The organism is Streptomyces sp. NBC_00568, assembly GCF_026341855.1.
Classification (GTDB): Bacteria; Actinomycetota; Actinomycetes; order Streptomycetales; family Streptomycetaceae; genus Streptomyces.
Window position 1 is genome coordinate 6,742,981 of sequence record NZ_JAPENW010000001.1, and the last position, 16,115, is coordinate 6,759,095.

The window sequence follows — 16,115 nt, forward strand, 5'->3', positions numbered from 1 at the left end:
GGAGTATCGCGTCCGTGAACCTGTCAGACAGCCAGACAGGTGGGGCGATGCCGCGGCGTGTCAGTGCCATGGAAGCGGTGCTCACCCACCTCCGCGACGCCATCGAGCGCGGCGACCACGCCGTCGGCGACAAGCTCCCCTCCGAGGCGGAGCTCTGCCGCCGTCTCGAGGTCAGCCGCCCCGTGCTGCGCGAGGCACTGCGGGCCCTCCAGGTGATGGGCCTGACCGTGTCCCGTACCGGCAAGGGCACCTTCGTGGTCGCCGACGCGGTCCAGGACCCCACCTTCGGCGACTACGCGGCCGGCGACCTGCTCGAAGTGCGGCGCCATGTCGAGATCCCCGTCGCGGGCTACGCGGCCCTGCGCCGCACCGCGGAGAACCTCGACCACCTCGCGCATCTGCTCGACCGGATGGAGCGGGAGACCGACACCACGGCCTGGGTCGCCATGGACACGATCTTCCACATCGCCATCGCCGAGGCCACCCAGAACCCGGTCTTCCGCCGTGTCATCGAGGCGATCCGTGACGCGCTGGCGCGTCAGTCGGCCTTCCTGAACGACCTCGGCGGCCGTCGCGAACAGTCGAACCGGGAACACCGGGCGATCGTCGAAGCGCTGGTCGACGGCAGCGAACACGACGCCACCGAGGCCATGGCCCACCACCTCGACCGTGTGGACACCGCACTCACCTCCATCGTGCGCCCCGAGCGCACGGACACCCTCACGAAAGGCGGCCCCGAGGCATGAGTGCGCACTCCCCACGACACGACATTCCAGCGGCGTCCCGTACGTCCGCAGCTGACCACCTGGTGACCTCCCGGACGTCCGCGCAGGACATCCGGGCGGCGTTCCGGGCGCCCGCGCCCGTCGGCTCCCGCCGGTCGGCCGGACCGCGCCGTGCGCCCATCGCCTTCGCGCCGGCCGCGGCCCGGTACGGCACATGCCGCCCGCATGCCCGGATACGGGTCGGGGCCGACGCGTGAACCCGACCATGACGCACGGCGGTCCGCTCGCCGTCGAGGCCCCCGTGATCCGCGAACCCCTGCACGCGCCCGTCGCCCACCTCGTGCGCGGCGGCGTGATCGAGGGCATCCACTACGGTTCCGTCGTCGTGCTCGCCGCCGACGGGAGCGTGGACCTCCAGATCGGCGACATCGAGGCCGCCTTCTACCCGCGCTCGGCACTCAAGCCCGTGCAGGCCGTGGCGATGCTGCGTGCCGGCCTCCCGCTGGACGGCGAACTGCTCGCGCTCGCCGCGGCCAGCCACTCCGGCGAGGAACGGCATCTCGCCGGCACCCGGCGCATCCTGGAATCCGCCGGGCTGCCCGAGGAGCGGCTGCGCAACATCCCCGACCTGCCCTTCGACCCGGTCGTCCGGGAGACCTGGGTGCGCGAGGGCCGACTGCCCTCCCGGCTCGCCCAGAACTGCTCGGGCAAGCACGCGGCCATGCTGTACACCGCCCACCTCAACGACTGGTCCCTCGACGACTACCTCGACCCGGCCCACCCGCTCCAGCGGACGATCGCCCAGGCCGTCGAGGACCTCACCGGACAGGCCGTCGCCCAGGTCACCGTCGACGGCTGCGGCGCGCCGCTGTTCTCCGTCTCGCTGCACGGCCTCGCCCGCGCCGCCGTCCGGATCGCGGGCGCCGCGCCGGGCACCCCGGAGGCCCGGGTGGCCGACGCGATGCGCGCGCACGCCGAAATGGCCTCCGGGTCCGGGCGTGACGTCGCCGCGCTGATGAGGGCCGTGCCCGGGCTGCTCGCCAAGGACGGCTTCGAGGGCGTGCAGGTCGCGGCGCTGCCCGACGGCCGCGCCGTCGCCGTGAAGATCGCCGACGGCGCCGACCGGGCACGAGTCCCGGTGGCCGCCGCGGCCCTGGCACGGGCCGGGGTCGACCCGGCCGCCCTCGCCGAGTTCGCGGGCGCGCCGCTCCTCGGCGGCGGCGCGGTGGTCGGCGGCATCCGCCCCGTCCGCGCCCTCGACCCGCTCGCCCGACCGGCGTACGCCTGACGCCCCGCGGAAGTCCACGCGACCACCCGCGAGTGGCCGAACTCGCGCTGAAGAGAGCCCTGTTGCAGCCCGAGCGGCTCGCCGGCCCTCCGCGGCCCGAGGCCGTCGCGAGCACGCCCGGGACCGCCCGAGCGATGAGCGGCGGGACCGGGCGGGCGGCACAATGGCGATCATGCCCGCGTATTCGTCGTATCCCTCCTCCCTGACCTTCCAGCCGGTCCTGGAGCGCATCGCCACCGAGATCGCGCAGACGCCGGGACGGGGGCGGCCCGCCGACTACATCCCGGCACTGGCCGCCTGCGACCCGCGCCGCTTCGGCATGGCCGTCGCGGAGCTCGACGGCACGGTGTACGGAGTGGGGGACTGGCGGCAGCCGTTCTCCACGCAGTCCATCACCAAGGTCTTCACGCTCGCCCTCGACCTGGCCCGCGAGGGCGACGCACTGTGGGAGCACGTCGGGCGCGAGCCCTCCGGCAACCCGTTCAACTCCCTGGTCCAGCTGGAATACGAGAATGGCATCCCGCGCAACCCGTTCATCAACGCGGGAGCCCTCGTCGTCACCGACCGGCTGCAGACCCGGACCGGGGACGCGGCCGGCACCCTGCTGAAGTTCCTGCGGGCCGAGAGCGGCAACGCGGAGCTCACCTTCGACAAGGACATCGCCGCCTCCGAGGCCGCGAACGGCGACCGCAACGCGGCGCTCGGCCACTTCATGGCGTCCTACGGCAACATCGACAACCCGGTGCCGGTCCTGCTCGAACAGTACTTCCGGCAGTGCTCGATCGCGGCGTCCTGCGCCGATCTCGCCCTCGCCACCGGGTTCCTGGCCCGGCACGGCATCCGCGCCGACGGCGGCCGGCTGCTCACCCAGAGCCAGGCCAAACAGGTCAACGCCATCATGCTGACGTGCGGGACGTACGACGCCGCGGGCGACTTCGCCTACCGGGTGGGGCTTCCGGGCAAGAGCGGAGTGGGCGGCGGCATCATCGCCGTGGTGCCGGGCCGCTGCACGCTGTGCGTCTGGAGCCCGGGTCTCGACGAGCGGGGCAACTCGGTGGCGGGCGTAGCGGCCCTGGACCGCTTCACGACCCTGACCGGGGTGTCGGTGTTCTAGCCCCGGCCCCTGTCACCAGCAGGCTTGGCCCGCCCGCCGGCCGCCGTCACCTGTGGGATTGGGCCGCCTGCCGGCCGCCGTCACCTGTGGGCTTGGCCCGCCTGCCGGCCGCCGTCACTCGTGGGCGTGGCCTGCCTGCCGGCCGTGCCACCTGTGCGCTTGGCCCGCCCGCCGACCGTGCCACCTGTGCGCTTGGCCCGCCCGCCGACCGCGTCACCTGTGGGCTTGGCCCGCCCGCCGACCGCGTCACCCGCAGGTCTGGGCCGCTCGCCGGCCGTCGTCACCCGCAGGCGCGGGGGCACCCGCCGACCGTGGTCTCGCGTCGACCGTGGTCTCGCGCCGACCGGCGCCCGCGGAATCGCGAAGCTCACCGACGCGCCAAGTGCCGTCCCGCGCCGACCGCCGTCTGGCACGGACTGCGCCTCCCGCACAGAGTGCGAGTCCCGCACGGACTGCGCGTCCTGCACGGATGGTGCGTCCCGCGCCGTCTGCGCGCCCCGCACCGACCGTGCGGCCAACGGCGGCAGACCCGGCGCCCGGTGCGGCGTCCGCACGACGTTCGCGCCACCACACGGAGGTCATGCGCCTGACCCCGCGAGGAGAGCGCCACGTCGCCTTCCGGCCACCCGGCGTTGACACGCTTGCGGAGTGTTGGCCATGGCTTTCCCCGTCGATCTCCGCCGCTGCCAGGCTCTGGGCCTGGCCGGAACCGCCTTTCTCGCGCTGGGCGGCGAGACTGCGGGGGCCCTGCCCGCGGCCGAATTCCTCGCTCCCGAGTCGGGGCGTGCTGTACTCGGCCTGGTCGGGGTGTACTTCGGGGTCGTTCTGCTGATCGCCGCCTGGGCGCTGCTGGGCACCGTCGTACGGGGGCCCGAACCCCCGACTCCGCGTTCCCTGCTGCTCGTGCTGGCCCTTTGGGCGGCGCCGCTGCTGCTCGCGCCCCCGCTGTTCAGCCGGGACGTCTACAGCTACCTCGCGCAGGGCGCCATGGTCGACGCCCACATCGACGTGTACGCGTACGGACCCGCGCGGCTCGGCGGCCCGCTCGCCGACGAGGTGGCGCCCGTCTGGCAGCAGACGACGACGCCGTACGGCCCGGTCTTCCTCGCCGTCGCGTCCGCCCTGTCGGCGCTGACCCGCGGGGAGATACCGGCCGGACTGCTCGGCATGCGCCTGGTGGCCCTGCTCGGGGTCGCCCTGATGGCGGCGGCCCTGCCCCGCCTCGCCCGGCACAGCGGCGCCGATCCGGCCGCCGCGCTGTGGCTCGGCGCGCTGAATCCCCTCGTCCTGCTGCACCTGGTGGCCGGCGCGCACAACGACGCCATCATGCTCGGCCTGCTCGGTGTCGGCCTGGTGGCCGCGCGCGGCCGATGGCACATCGTCGGCGTCGTTCTGATCACCCTCGCGGCGCTGGTCAAGGCGCCCGCCGCGCTCGGTCTGCTGGCGGTCGTCGCGCTGCGCGGGCGCGGGCGAGGGCGCCGGGGGACGGCGCGGGCCACGGTGACGACCCTGGTGACCGCCGCCGCTACGACGGTCGCCGCGACGGCGGTGGCCGGTACGGGGTACGGCTGGATAGCCGCCCTGAGGACGCCGGTCTCGCCGCACAACTGGTCACCCACCAGCGTGCTCGGCCGCGCCACCGGCGCCGTGCTGCAGAACCTCGGCAGCGGCCTCGCGCCGCTCGCCATGCCCGCGTGGCACGCGGCCGGACTGGTGGCGACCGTGTGCCTGCTGCTGTTCATATGGCTCCGGCTGCGGCCGCACCCGGTCTACGCGCTCGGCCTGAGTCTGGCCGCGGTGGCGGTGTTCGGGCCCGCCATCCGGCCCTGGTACGCGCTGTGGGGCCTGTTCCTCATAGCGGCGGCGGCCCCCACCGGTTCGACGCGGGGCCGCGTCGCCGCCGTCAGCGCGGTGCTCGCGCTCGCGGTGCTGCCCAGCGGGGCACCGGCGGATGTGGAACAGGTGGTCCTCGCCGTCTCCGGGGGAGTGCTCGCCCTGGTCGTGCTCTGCCAGGCCCACCAGGCGGCGCAGCCGAACGCACCGGTACTGGAGCGGACGGCATGACGGAAGACCCGAGGTCTGGGACGGGTCCGAGCGGGTCGAGGGGGTCGAGGGGGTCGAGGGGGTCGAGGGGGTCGAGGGGGACGAGGGGGACGAGGGGGACGAGGGGGACGAGGGGGACGAGGGGGACGAGGGGGACGAGGGGGACGACAGGAGTGTCGAGGGGGACGACAGGAGTGAAGACGCCGAGCGGCGTTCGGGGGCCGAGCGGCGAGGTGCCGGGCGGGCCGAGGGGTCCCGGCGGCATTTCGGCGGTGCTGGGCACCGATCGCCGGCGCTTCGGTCTCGTCCTCGGACTGGCCGTCGTCGTCGGCGTGTTCACGGCCACCGTGCCGCTGCTCCGCGACTGGTTCGACCTGCGCGTGTACTACGGGACGGTCGACACCTGGGTCCACCACGGCGGCCGGATCTACGACTACCGGGTGCCGGGAACGACGTACGGCTTCACCTATCCGCCGTTCGCGGCGCTCGGCATGCTGCCGATGGCCCTGGTCGGGCTGCCCACGGCGATCGCCGTCGCCCTGCTGCTCAACCTCGCCGCGCTGGCCTCCGCGGTGGCGATCCTGGTCGGACCTGCACTGCGCCGCTACGGCTGGTTCGGCTTCGCCCTGACGGCCTGTCTGCTGGCCCTGTTCGAACCGGTCCGCGACACCTTCAGCTTCGGTCAGGTCAACCTGGTGCTGCTCGCGCTCGTGCTGAGCGACGCCTGGCTGCTGTCGAGCGGGCGCGGCCGCTGGGCGGGCGCCGGGATCGGCCTCGCCGCGGCGATCAAACTCACGCCGGCGCTCTTCATCGTGCTGCTCCTGCTCGGCCGCCGTCGGCGTGCGGCCGGTGTCGCGACGGCCGTCGCCGCCCTGGCCACCGCGCTGGCGGCGTGGGCGGCACCGGGCGCGTCGCGCTTCTACTGGACCGACGCGCTGTGGGACACGGCCCGTGTCGGGCGTCCGGCCTACGTCTCCAACCAGTCGTTGCAGGGTGTCCTGGCCCGGCTCACGGCCCCCGAGGACCCGAGCCGGGCCCTGTGGGCGACGGCTTCCCTGCTGGTCCTGTGCCTGTGGGCCCGGCGGGTCTCGCGGGCTCTGGCCGACGACGACTGGACCGCGGCGTTCGCCCTCACCGGCCTCGCCGCCTGTCTCGTCAGCCCGATCACCTGGGTGCACCACTTGGTGTGGCTGCTGCCGTCCTTCGCCGTGCTGCTGCACAGGCACAGGCTGCGGGTCGCGGCGGCTCTGTACGCGGTGCTGTGCAGCAGCGTGGTGTGGCTGTGGTTCGACGACGCGTCGGGCCTCGACGGGTTCCTCGGCAGCAACACCTATACGTGGGTCACGCTCGGGCTGCTGGTGTGGCTGCCCGCCGGTCAGCCGCGCGGGGGCCGGGCCGCCTTGATCCGCAGGGCGAGAGCGACGCTCGCGGCACCCAGACCGGCGGCGCCCGCGATCCCCGCGGCTGCGGACCAGTCGAACCCTTCGTCGTCCGGGAGCGCGGCGGCCACGGGCCGTGCGGTGGCCTCGCGCCATGCGGTGGCACCGGGCCGGGCGGCGGAACCGGCCGGGGTGGACGGACCGGCCGGGGTGGACGGACCGGCCGGGGCGGCGGGACCGGCCGCGGGTACGGCACGTGTGTCGAGCAGTGTCCCCACGGGCTCGACACGGCCGGCCGCCTCGAAGCCCCAGTCGAGCAGCGAGCGCGCCTCCTCGTACACGGTGAACCCGCCGCCCGCCTGAGGGTTCATCAACGTGACGACGAGGGTGCGCCCGTCGCGGCGCGCGGCGGCGACCAGGGTGTTGCCGGCGTTCGTGGTGTAGCCGTTCTTGACGCCGATCAGACCTGGGTAGGGCGCCACCCCGTTCGCGCCGGTCAGCAGCCGGTTGGTGTTCTGGATGCCGTACGAGGAGCCGCGGTCGCCGGGGAACATCGATTCGGCGGTGGCGCAGTACCGCGCGAAGTCGGCGTTGCGCAGCCCCGCGCGCCCGAAGACCGCCAGGTCGTACGCCGACGAGACCTGCCCGGGTGTGTCGTACCCGTCGGGCGAGACGACGTGGGTGTCGCGGGCGCCGAGCGAGCGGGCCTTGGCCTGCATCTGGGCGGTGGTGGCCGTCCAGCCGCCGTTCATCGCGGCGAGCACGTGGACGGCGTCGTTGCCGGAGTTGAGGAAGACCCCGCGCCACAGGTCCGCCACGCTGTAGGTGTGATTCTCGGCCACGCCGACCAGGCTGCTGCCCGCGCCGATGCCTTCCAGCTCCTCTTCCTTGACGGTGTGCCGGATGTTGCCGGGCAGCGACGGGAGGACGGTGAGGGCGAACAGGGTCTTGAGGGTGCTGGCGGGCGGCAGCCTGCGGTGGGCGTTGTGCGCGGCGAGTACGTCGCCGGTGCGGGCGTCGGCCACCAGCCACGACAGCGCGGAGATGTCCTCGGGGACCTCGGGCGCCCCGGTCCGGGGGCGTACCTGCGTCCCGGTCCGGTAGAGCGCCGAGGACTGCGACGCGGCAGGCCGGGGCGCCCCGGGGCCCGCATCGGCGAGTGCGGCGGCCGGGCTCGTCGCGGCGGCCAGCACACCGACCACGCAGACGGCGGAGCAGGAGAGGGCGGCGCGCGTGACCGAGGAGCGAGAAGCGGCGGCCCGGAATGAGAATCCGATGGTCATACCGCAAACGTAGGAACGGACTCGCGACACGCCGGGCTGCCCGGGCCGAGTGGCGACGTCGAGCACCCGGATGCCACAGGCGCGGGGGTCAGGAGGGCAGGGTGGGGTGAACCTGGCGCAGGAAGGCGGCGTTGTCGGGGGTGGCGCGCAGCCGTTCCAGGAGCGTTTCCAGGCCGGCCTGCCCGTCCCGGGTACCCAGGGCGCGCCGAATCCCTCGGGTGGCCGCCAACTCGGGTGCGGGAAGCAGGAGTTCCTCGCGGCGGGTGCCGGAAGGAGTGATGTCGACCGCGGGGAAGACCCGTCGGGCGGCCAGGGTCCGGTCGAGCCGGAGCTCCATGTTGCCGGTTCCCTTGAGCTCCTCGAAGAAGAAGTCGTCGGCGCGGGAGCCGGTCTCCACGAGGGCGGTGGCGAGGATGGTCAGCGAGCCGCCCTCCTCGGCGAGACGCGCCGCTCCGAAGACGCGCTTGGGGCCCTGGAGCGCGGCGGCGTCGACACCGCCGCTGAGGGTGCGCCCACCGGCGGCGGCCGCGTTGTTGTGCGCCCGGCACAGCCGGGTGAGGGAGTCGAGCAGGATCACGACGTCCTGGCCCGCCTCGACGAGCCGCTTGGCCCGCTCGATGACGAGCTCGGCGAGCGCGATGTGCTGCTTGGGCGACTGATCGAAGGTGGAGGCGTAGACCTCGCCGCGCACCGAGCGCCGCATGTCGGTGACCTCCTCGGGCCGCTCGTCGAGCAGCACCACCATCAGGTGGCATTCGGGGTGGTTGCCGGCCACGGCGGCGGCGATCTGCTGGAGCAGTACCGTCTTGCCGGTCTTGGGCGGGGCGACGATCAGGCCGCGCTGGCCCTTGCCGACCGGTGAGACCAGGTCGACGACGCGTCCGGTCAGTCCGCTCGCCGGGTGTTCCAGCCGGAGCCGGTCACGCGGGTGCAGCGGGGTGAGATCGGCGAAGTGCGGGCGGCGGCGCAGCTCTTCGGGCGCACGGCCGTTGATCCGCTCCACCTCGGTGAGGGTCCGGGGTCCGCCACGCACACCGTGCACGGTGTCTCCCTTGCGCAGGCCGTGACGGCGGATCAGTGCGGGGGAGACCTGAAGGTCGGTGGGCGAGGGCAGGCAGTTCGCGGAGCGCAGGTGCCCCTTCCCGTTGCCGTCGATGTCGAGGACACCGGTGGCGACCTGGGTCTGGGGCCGCTGCTGTACAGGGGGGCGTTCGAGTGTGGTGGTCATGGGATGTCCTTTCACGGACGGGAATTGCATGGGGCATGCGGAAGGAAGGGGGGAGAGGCCGCGGAGGGAGGGCGCGGGGCGCGCCTCGGTGCGGCGGGAACATCACCTCGGGTACGACGGGAGCGATCCCCGGCCGTGCTCGGGAGGTGGTGCTGAGAAGCTGGTCCGCCGGTCGGAATCGACGGCGTGGCAGCGGGAGAGGGAACTGGCACCGGCGCCTGAAATCAGCGGCGTACACGAGTGCTGGTGCGACTGTACCACTGGAGGGGCCCGTTCGGCTGTGATCCGCCTCTCAGCGGCCCGCGAGGGGGGCTTTCGGAAGGGGGACCCTTGCGTCCGGCGGTAACGGCCGGCCGGACGCTGTCCGGACCATCCGGCCCCGGTGCGGCCCCAGTTGCCGTCAGGTAAGTCGGCCGCTCTCCGGTAGCCGTCGGAGCTGCACCCTCACCCCCTCAACGCGGTCCCGACCTCGTCCATTCCGGCAGCTGGCGCTCCGGTGTCAGCGCAGGCGTCCGAGGACGTCCGGCGACAGCCGTTCGGCGAGCTGTTCCAGCAGGGCGACCGTCTCGGCGATCGTCGCGCTGTCCTCGGTGTCGAGGGCGGCGCCCAGCGCGTAGTCGATCGGGCTCGCCGCGACCTCGGCCCGGCGGCCGGTGATCTCAGGGTTGCGCCGGATCAGGGAGCGGCGGCGGTCGGCGGGGTCGGTCGCGGTGAGGATCGAGCCCGCTTCCCTGAGGCGTGCGACGCACGCGGACACGGCGCTCTGCGGCAGGCCGGTCCGCAGGGCGACCTCGCCGACCGTCGTGTCGGTGTGGGCGTACACGTCGAGCATCACGATCAGCATGGACCGGGTGCTCGTGGACCGGGGGCCGACCCCCTCGGTGGGGATGGCCTCCTCGCCGATCTTCATCAGGGTCCGGCCCAGAAGGAAGAGTTCCGCTCCGTTCATGACCGCAGATCATATCAAGGAAGATGCATCAGAAATAATGCATCACTCTTGATGCATCAAAAATGATGGAGTACGTTCGATGAGGGAGGGATGCCGAAGGGCGTCCGCGTTCATCCACGTGAGGAGCCCGCCATGCATGTCACCCGTACCGGCGCCCTGCCCGTCCCCGGCGCCACCCTCCACTACGAAGTGCGCGGCACGGGACCCCTGTTGCTCGTCTCGCAGAGCGGAGAGGGCGACGCCAACCGCAGTGACGCGATGGTCGACCACCTCGTCGACGCGTACACCGTCGTGACGTACGACCGGCGAGGCCTGTCCCGCAGCGTCCTCGACGATCCGGCCCGCGGTGCCACCCTCGACGAGCACGTGGACGACGTGCACCGGCTGCTGGCCCACCTCACCGACGAGCCCGCGCTCATGCTCGGTTGCAGCATGGGCGCCGTCATCGGACTCCGCCTCGCCCAGCGCCATCCCGAGCGGCTGAGCGTCCTGGTCGCACACGAGCCCGCCATCCCCGGCATGCTGCCCGAGGCCGAGAAACTCCGCGCCAGGCGGGAGCTGGACGAGATGCGCGAGGTCTTCCGACACGAAGGATGGATCGCCGGTGTACGCAGGATCGCCGAGATCCTCGGCATCGACCCGGCCCGCCAGGAAGTCGAACCCGGCTCCAGAATGGCCCCGTTGGATGCCTCCCGCGAGGCGAACTTCACGTTCTTCGTCGCGCACGACGCACTGACGATGAGCCGGGCCGAACTCGGACCGGACGAGATCGGTGCGCTCAAGCGCGGGCCGGTCCGCGTCGTGCCCGCGGCGGGACGCACCACGCCGCGCCAGATGTTCGACTACCGCTGCGCCGAGGAACTGGCCGCCGGACTCGGCGTCGCACCGATCCACTTCCCGGGCGGCCACAACGGCAACCTGACCCACCCGAAGGGCTTCGCCGAGCTGCTGCGCACGCTGTGCTGAGCAGGCAGAATCGATCGTCGTACGGCGCCCGACGGTGTCGTACGACCGCCAACTCGGCCCCGTAGCAAGGAGAACCCGGTGGACACCTCTCCCGTCGCGCCGCACCGCATGGACCCCGCGGGCGGCTGCCCGCACGCCGACAACGAGCGGCTGCTCGCGCTGGGCGCCGTCGCGACAGTGGAGCTGCCCGGTGCGGTGGAAGGCGTGGCGGTGCTCGGGCACGACGCGTTGAAGGAGTTCCTCGCGCACCCGGATGTCGCCAAGGGGGCACGGCACTTCACGGCGCTGCGCGAGGGACGGATAGCCGACGGCTGGCCACTGCTGACCTTCGCCACCGTGCAGGGGATGACGACCGCCGACGGTGACGACCACCGGCGGCTGCGCTCCCTCGTCAGCAAGGCGTTCACCGCACGACGTGTGGAGCAACTGCGCCCCCGCATAGAGGAGTTGACGTCCGGACTGCTCGACAGCCTGCACGCGGCGGCACAGGAGGGCGGGGGAGTGGCCGATCTGCGGAGGCACTTCGCGCTTCCCCTGCCGATGGGCGTCATCGGCGAACTCCTCGGCGTCGAGGCCGAGTACCTCGACCGGCTCCACCATCTGTCGAACCAGGTCGTCGCCACCGACATCGGTCCGGAACAGGTCGTCGCGGCGAACCGCGAACTGGTGGCCGTGCTGGTCGCCGTCGCGACCGCGCGCGCGGAGAACCCCGGCGACGACCTCACCAGCGCCCTGATCGCCGCCCGGGACGAGGAGGGCGACCGGCTCAGCCAGCAGGAACTCATCGGCACCCTGGTACTCATGATCATCGCCGGGCACGAGACCACACTGAACCTGATCACCAACGCCGTACGGGCGTTGTGCGGGCACCGGGACCAGTTGGAGTCCGTCCTCAAGGGCGAGTCGAGCTGGGCGGACGTCGTCGAGGAGACCCTGCGCTGGGACGCGCCCGTCAGCTACTTCCCGTTCCGCTACCCGGTGCGGGACCTGACCGTCGACGGGACCGTCATTCCCCAGGGCACGCCGGTCCTCGCCGGCTACTCGGCCGCGGGCCGCGACAGGGCCGCTCACGGACCGGACGCCGACCGCTTCGACATCACCCGCCCCGGGCGGCCCGGTGCCGTCCGGCACCTCTCCCTCGGGCACGGCGCCCACTACTGCCTCGGCGCCCCGCTCGCCCGGATGGAGGCCACCATCGCCCTGGAGCGGCTGTTCACCCGCTTCCCCGACCTCGACGTCGCCCTGCCCGAGGCGGAGCTCACCCGGCACGCCAGTTTCGTGGGCAACAGCGTCCGGGCCCTTCCCGTGCGGCCGGGAGCCTCCCGCCCCTGACAGCCTGCACGCGCGTACGCGCCTGCACGGGCCGCGCGTGCCCCGGGGCGCGCACGGGCGAAAGAGATCACCGCCGCGTGTCGATTCGCCGCGCCGCCGTTCGTCGGTGGGGTGTAGGAAGCCCATGAGCACCGGGAGGAACCATGAAGTACATGCTGCTGGTCTGCGGCGACGACACCGCCGACGCCTCCGGCATGGCGCCCGTCGAACCCTGGGTCGAGGAGCTGGGCGCCGAGCGCGGCGTACGGCTGCACGGTCACCGGCTCCGGCTGCCCGCCGACGCGGTCACCGTCCGGGTGCGGGACGGCGAGGTGCTGCGCACCGACGGCCCCTTCGCCGAGACGAAGGAGTACGTCGCCGGTTTCGACATCCTCGACTGCGCCGACATGGAGGAGGCGATCCAGGCCGCGGCGAAACACCCGGTCGCGACCATCGGCGCCATGGAGGTCCGCGCGTTCTGGGACGAGGAGGACGCCGAGCCGGAGATCCGCCGCCTCGACGCGGAGCTCACCGAGGCCGCCCGCGAGCGTGACATCGACCGGGCGATGGCCTGCTACGCCCCGGACGTCGAGGTGTTCCACCCCGTGAGCGGCCTGGAACAGAGCGGCGTCGACGCCCTGCGCAAGGCGGAGGAACTGTGGTTCTCGACGCTCGCGGGACCCGTCGACCGGCAGGTGCTCGACTTCCGCCTGCGCGTCGACGAGAGCGTCGCCTTCAGCCACGCCCTGGTGCGCACGCGCGCCACGCTCGTCGACGGCGGAGCGCTCGACACCACCGCACGCGTCACCACGGGCTACCGCGCGGCCGGCGACCGCTGGCAGATCGTCCACCAGCACACGTCGGTGCCGGTCGTCGCCGGCATCCCGGGAGCCGAGGAGGTCCCGTCATGAAGTACGCCCTGTTCGTCTGCGTACCCGTCGGCGGCGAGGAACTCGGTCCCGCGGAGATCGCCGACGACCCCCGGTTCACCTCGTACGTCCAAGAAGTGCGCGACCGCGACATCGTGAGGGGCGGCGCCCGGCTGCGGCCCCCCAGCGACGCCACCACCGTCCGGGTCCAGGGCGACCAAGTCCTGCTCAGCGACGGCCCGTTCGTCGAATCGAAGGAGTACGTCGCGGGCATCGACATCATCGAGGTCGCCGACCTCGACGAGGCCATCGCCCTCGCGTCCCGGCATCCGGCGGCGCTGAACGGCGGGTCGGTGGAGGTGCGGCCGGTCTGGGAGTGAACGACGACGTCGAGGAGGCGGTCGCGGCCGCGTTCCGCGAGGAGTGGGGCCAGGTCGTCGCCACCCTCATCCGGGTGACCGGCGACTGGGACCTCGCCGAGGAGTGCGCGCAGGACGCCTTCGCCCAGGCACTCGACCGGTGGCGGCGCGACGGAGTGCCGCGCCGCCCCGGCGCCTGGCTGACGACGACCGCGCGCAACCGCGCCCTGGACGTGCTGCGCCGGGAGGCGGTCGGGGCGCAGAAGCTGCGGGAGGTGGCGGTGCTGGCGCGCGACGAGGGTCCGTACGACCCGGAATTCGACGAGGACAGCGGAGTCGGGGACGACCGGCTGCGGCTGATCTTCACCTGCTGCCACCCGGCGCTTCCCATCGAGGCCCGGGTGGCGCTCACCCTGCGCACCCTGGCCGGACTGACCACGCCCGAGATCGCGCACGCCTTCCTCGTCCCCGAGGCGACGATGGCGCAGCGGCTGGTGCGCGCCAAACGGAAGATCCGCAACGCGGGCATCCCGTACCGCGTACCGCCCGCGCACCTTCTGCCGGAACGCACCACGGGCGTCCTCGGCGTGCTCTACCTGCTCTTCAACGAGGGGTACGCCGCCACGGCCGGCGCCGATCTGGTGCGCACGAACCTCTGCGCCGAGGCGATCCGCCTCGCCCGCGTCCTGGCCGGCCTGATGCCCGACGAGCCCGAAGTCCTCGGTCTGCTCGCACTGTTGCTGCTCCACGACGCCCGGCGCGGCACGCGCGTCGACGCGGTGGGCGACCTGGTCACCCTGGAGGACCAGGACCGCGGCGCCTGGGACGGGCCGGAGGCCGACGAGGGCGCCGCACTCCTGGAGACCGCCCTGCGTCGCGGGCGCCCCGGGCCGTACCAGATCCAGGCCGCGATCGCCGCCTGTCACACGACCGCCGCCACGGCCGACGAGACCGACTGGGCCGACATCGCGGCCCTCTACGGCGAACTCCGGCGCTTCGTGCCCTCCGCCGTGGTCCGGCTCAACCGGGCGGTCGCCGTGGGCATGTCCGAAGGCCCCGACGCCGGGCTCGCCCTGGTCGCCGAACTGGAGGAGGAGGGCGAGCTGGCCGCCTACCACCTGCTGCCCGCCACCCGTGCGGACCTGCTGCGTCGCGGCGGTCGTACCGCGGAGGCCGCCGAGGCGTACGAGCGGGCGCTCGGACTGGTGGAGAACGCGTCCGAGCGGAGATTCCTGGAGAAGCGGCTCGCGGAGTGTCGATCGGCGTAGGCGCCCTTCGTCGGTGAGGTGACGGCACCCCGGGCGACTGCCGGCCGGGTTGCCGACCCCGGCCACCCGACACCCGGAGGCTCCGATGACCGCCCCAGCCCCCACGACCACATCCACCCCGAAAGCCTCTTCCCCTTCCCCTTCCCCCGCGCCGCGTGGCAGGCGCGCGCTCCGCCTGCTGCTCGCGCGCCGCGCACGACCCGAGGACGTCAGCCCCGCGCCGTCGGCCCCACCGGCGGAAGCGGGCCCGGGCACCCCGGACGTCTGGCTGGCCGGCCTGCGCCTGGGAAGCTGACCCTGTCCGTCACCACCGCTTCCTCGGCCACCTCACCAGGCCCGACCCGCGCCGTCGGGGCGCCCTCGTGCTGCTCTGCCGGCCGGGTCCGTGCGTCGGCGTCGCCACCACGGCGCGAGCTGGAGGACGCCGAACACCACCTCGACGGCGAAGAACGGCCACAGAATCCGAGAGACTCCCTGGGCCAAGGCGTACGCCTGCCACGCGGCGAACAGGGTGCGCGCCATGCCGTCGAACAGCCCGTGTTCCGGCTGGGTTCGGACGATGCGCAGAAGCGACCAGACGACCACGACCGAGCCCATCAGATTCGCGAACAGGGTCTGCCACGCGTCGGGTTCGGGCAGAGTGCCCATGCCGAGCGCGTCGCCCCATGACGACAGCGCGTCGTGAACCAGCGTGTAGGTCCACGGCGTCGCGAATCCCGCCGTGACGGCGAGGTCGTACCAGGCACTGGCTCGTACGAGGTGGAGATAGGCGGGTTGCGCGGGGTCGGGAAGACGGATCACGGTGAGACTCCTGCTGGTCTTGTGGCAGCGACGCCTCACGCTAAACAGTGGAGTACGGTCCAAGGTCAAGCCCGAACCTGAACCCGAACCAGCCCGAACCCGAACTCGAACGCGAACTCGAACCCGAGCCCCGATCTCCGACGGAGGGTCATGCGCATCGGTGAACTCGCCGCGCAGGCAGGCATATCCAGAGACACGATCCGGTTCTACGAAAAGGTCGGTCTGGTCGAAGGCCGCCGCCTGGCCAACGGATATCGCGACTTCCCACCCGAGGCGGTGCCCTGGCTGCACTATGTGCGCACCGCGCAGGCCCTCGGGTTCTCCCTGGCCGAGATCGCGCGGCACGGCGAGGAGTTGCGTGAGGCGCCGGACACCGCTGAATCACTGTCCGCGCTGTTCGAGGAGAAGATCCAGGTCATTGACGCCCGCATCGCCGAACTGGTCACCCTGCGGACCGAGCTGACCACACGCGTCGGCACCGGCTGCCCGCTGCGGACAGCCGGCCGGCTCGCCTGAACCACCCTGCCGCGAT

General features: G+C 72.9%; 14 protein-coding genes and 1 pseudogene. 11 read left to right on the forward strand and 4 right to left on the reverse strand.

The window, feature by feature from the left end; genetic code table 11:
- Nucleotides 1–68 precede the first annotated feature (68 nt).
- From OOK38_RS29360 to OOK38_RS34575, 5 genes are all read left to right on the forward strand, one after another.
- On the forward strand, nucleotides 69–746 hold the full coding sequence (locus OOK38_RS29360; RefSeq protein WP_266765562.1) for a FadR/GntR family transcriptional regulator: 678 nt from the start codon (nucleotides 69–71) through the stop codon (nucleotides 744–746).
- A gap of 244 nt (nucleotides 747–990) precedes the next feature.
- Nucleotides 991–2,013 carry an asparaginase gene (locus tag OOK38_RS29365; protein ID WP_266765561.1) on the forward strand — a complete coding sequence of 341 codons (1,023 nt, stop codon included), beginning with the start codon at nucleotides 991–993 and terminating at the stop codon, nucleotides 2,011–2,013.
- A gap of 163 nt (nucleotides 2,014–2,176) precedes the next feature.
- Nucleotides 2,177–3,127: a glutaminase gene (locus tag OOK38_RS29370; protein WP_266755639.1), complete on the forward strand. Its 951-nt coding sequence runs from the start codon at nucleotides 2,177–2,179 to the stop codon at nucleotides 3,125–3,127.
- Nucleotides 3,128–3,784: 657 nt separating this feature from the next.
- Nucleotides 3,785–5,191 (forward strand): polyprenol phosphomannose-dependent alpha 1,6 mannosyltransferase MptB, encoded by a 1,407-nt coding sequence (gene mptB, locus OOK38_RS29375; RefSeq protein WP_266848936.1) that lies wholly within the window; start codon nucleotides 3,785–3,787, stop codon nucleotides 5,189–5,191.
- Nucleotides 5,192–5,445: 254 nt separating this feature from the next.
- On the forward strand, nucleotides 5,446–6,912 hold the full coding sequence (locus OOK38_RS34575; RefSeq protein WP_323178854.1) for a glycosyltransferase 87 family protein: 1,467 nt from the start codon (nucleotides 5,446–5,448) through the stop codon (nucleotides 6,910–6,912).
- Between the two features lie 14 nt (nucleotides 6,913–6,926).
- Here OOK38_RS34575 and OOK38_RS29385 read toward each other — a convergent pair.
- The 3 genes and pseudogenes from OOK38_RS29385 to OOK38_RS29395 all read right to left on the reverse strand — a co-directional run.
- Nucleotides 6,927–7,832, reverse strand: a pseudogene (locus OOK38_RS29385) (D-alanyl-D-alanine carboxypeptidase family protein); the annotation flags it as partial.
- 88 nt (nucleotides 7,833–7,920) lie between these two features.
- Nucleotides 7,921–9,060 (reverse strand): transcription termination factor Rho, encoded by a 1,140-nt coding sequence (gene rho / locus OOK38_RS29390; protein WP_266755636.1) that lies wholly within the window; start codon nucleotides 9,058–9,060, stop codon nucleotides 7,921–7,923.
- A gap of 499 nt (nucleotides 9,061–9,559) precedes the next feature.
- Entirely contained in the window at nucleotides 9,560–10,009 is a 450-nt protein-coding gene (locus OOK38_RS29395) for a helix-turn-helix domain-containing protein (protein ID WP_266755635.1), read from the reverse strand.
- A gap of 132 nt (nucleotides 10,010–10,141) precedes the next feature.
- Here OOK38_RS29395 and OOK38_RS29400 point away from each other — a divergent pair, with 132 nt between their 5' ends.
- From OOK38_RS29400 to OOK38_RS29420, 5 genes are all read left to right on the forward strand, one after another.
- Nucleotides 10,142–10,975: an alpha/beta fold hydrolase gene (locus OOK38_RS29400; RefSeq protein WP_266848939.1), complete on the forward strand. Its 834-nt coding sequence runs from the start codon at nucleotides 10,142–10,144 to the stop codon at nucleotides 10,973–10,975.
- Between the two features lie 108 nt (nucleotides 10,976–11,083).
- Nucleotides 11,084–12,307 carry a cytochrome P450 gene (locus OOK38_RS29405; RefSeq protein WP_266849384.1) on the forward strand — a complete coding sequence of 408 codons (1,224 nt, stop codon included), beginning with the start codon at nucleotides 11,084–11,086 and terminating at the stop codon, nucleotides 12,305–12,307.
- Between the two features lie 143 nt (nucleotides 12,308–12,450).
- A complete protein-coding gene (locus OOK38_RS29410; RefSeq protein WP_266755632.1) occupies nucleotides 12,451–13,197 on the forward strand; it encodes a nuclear transport factor 2 family protein in 747 nt (248 codons plus the stop codon).
- Nucleotides 13,194–13,535, forward strand: coding sequence for a YciI family protein (locus OOK38_RS29415; RefSeq protein ID WP_266848940.1), 342 nt, complete (start codon nucleotides 13,194–13,196; stop codon nucleotides 13,533–13,535). The genes OOK38_RS29410 and OOK38_RS29415 overlap by 4 nt, the downstream gene beginning before the upstream one ends.
- Entirely contained in the window at nucleotides 13,532–14,782 is a 1,251-nt protein-coding gene (locus OOK38_RS29420; RefSeq protein ID WP_266848942.1) for an RNA polymerase sigma factor, read from the forward strand. Before OOK38_RS29415 ends, OOK38_RS29420 begins: the two co-directional genes overlap by 4 nt.
- A 327-nt stretch (nucleotides 14,783–15,109) precedes the next feature.
- On the opposite strand, the gene OOK38_RS29425 is transcribed toward OOK38_RS29420, so the two are convergent.
- Nucleotides 15,110–15,583 (reverse strand): hypothetical protein, encoded by a 474-nt coding sequence (locus tag OOK38_RS29425; RefSeq protein ID WP_266755627.1) that lies wholly within the window; start codon nucleotides 15,581–15,583, stop codon nucleotides 15,110–15,112.
- Between the two features lie 150 nt (nucleotides 15,584–15,733).
- Between OOK38_RS29425 and OOK38_RS29430 the strand changes: the two genes are divergently transcribed.
- Nucleotides 15,734–16,099, forward strand: coding sequence for a MerR family transcriptional regulator (locus OOK38_RS29430; protein ID WP_266755625.1), 366 nt, complete (start codon nucleotides 15,734–15,736; stop codon nucleotides 16,097–16,099).
- Nucleotides 16,100–16,115: the final 16 nt, after the last annotated feature.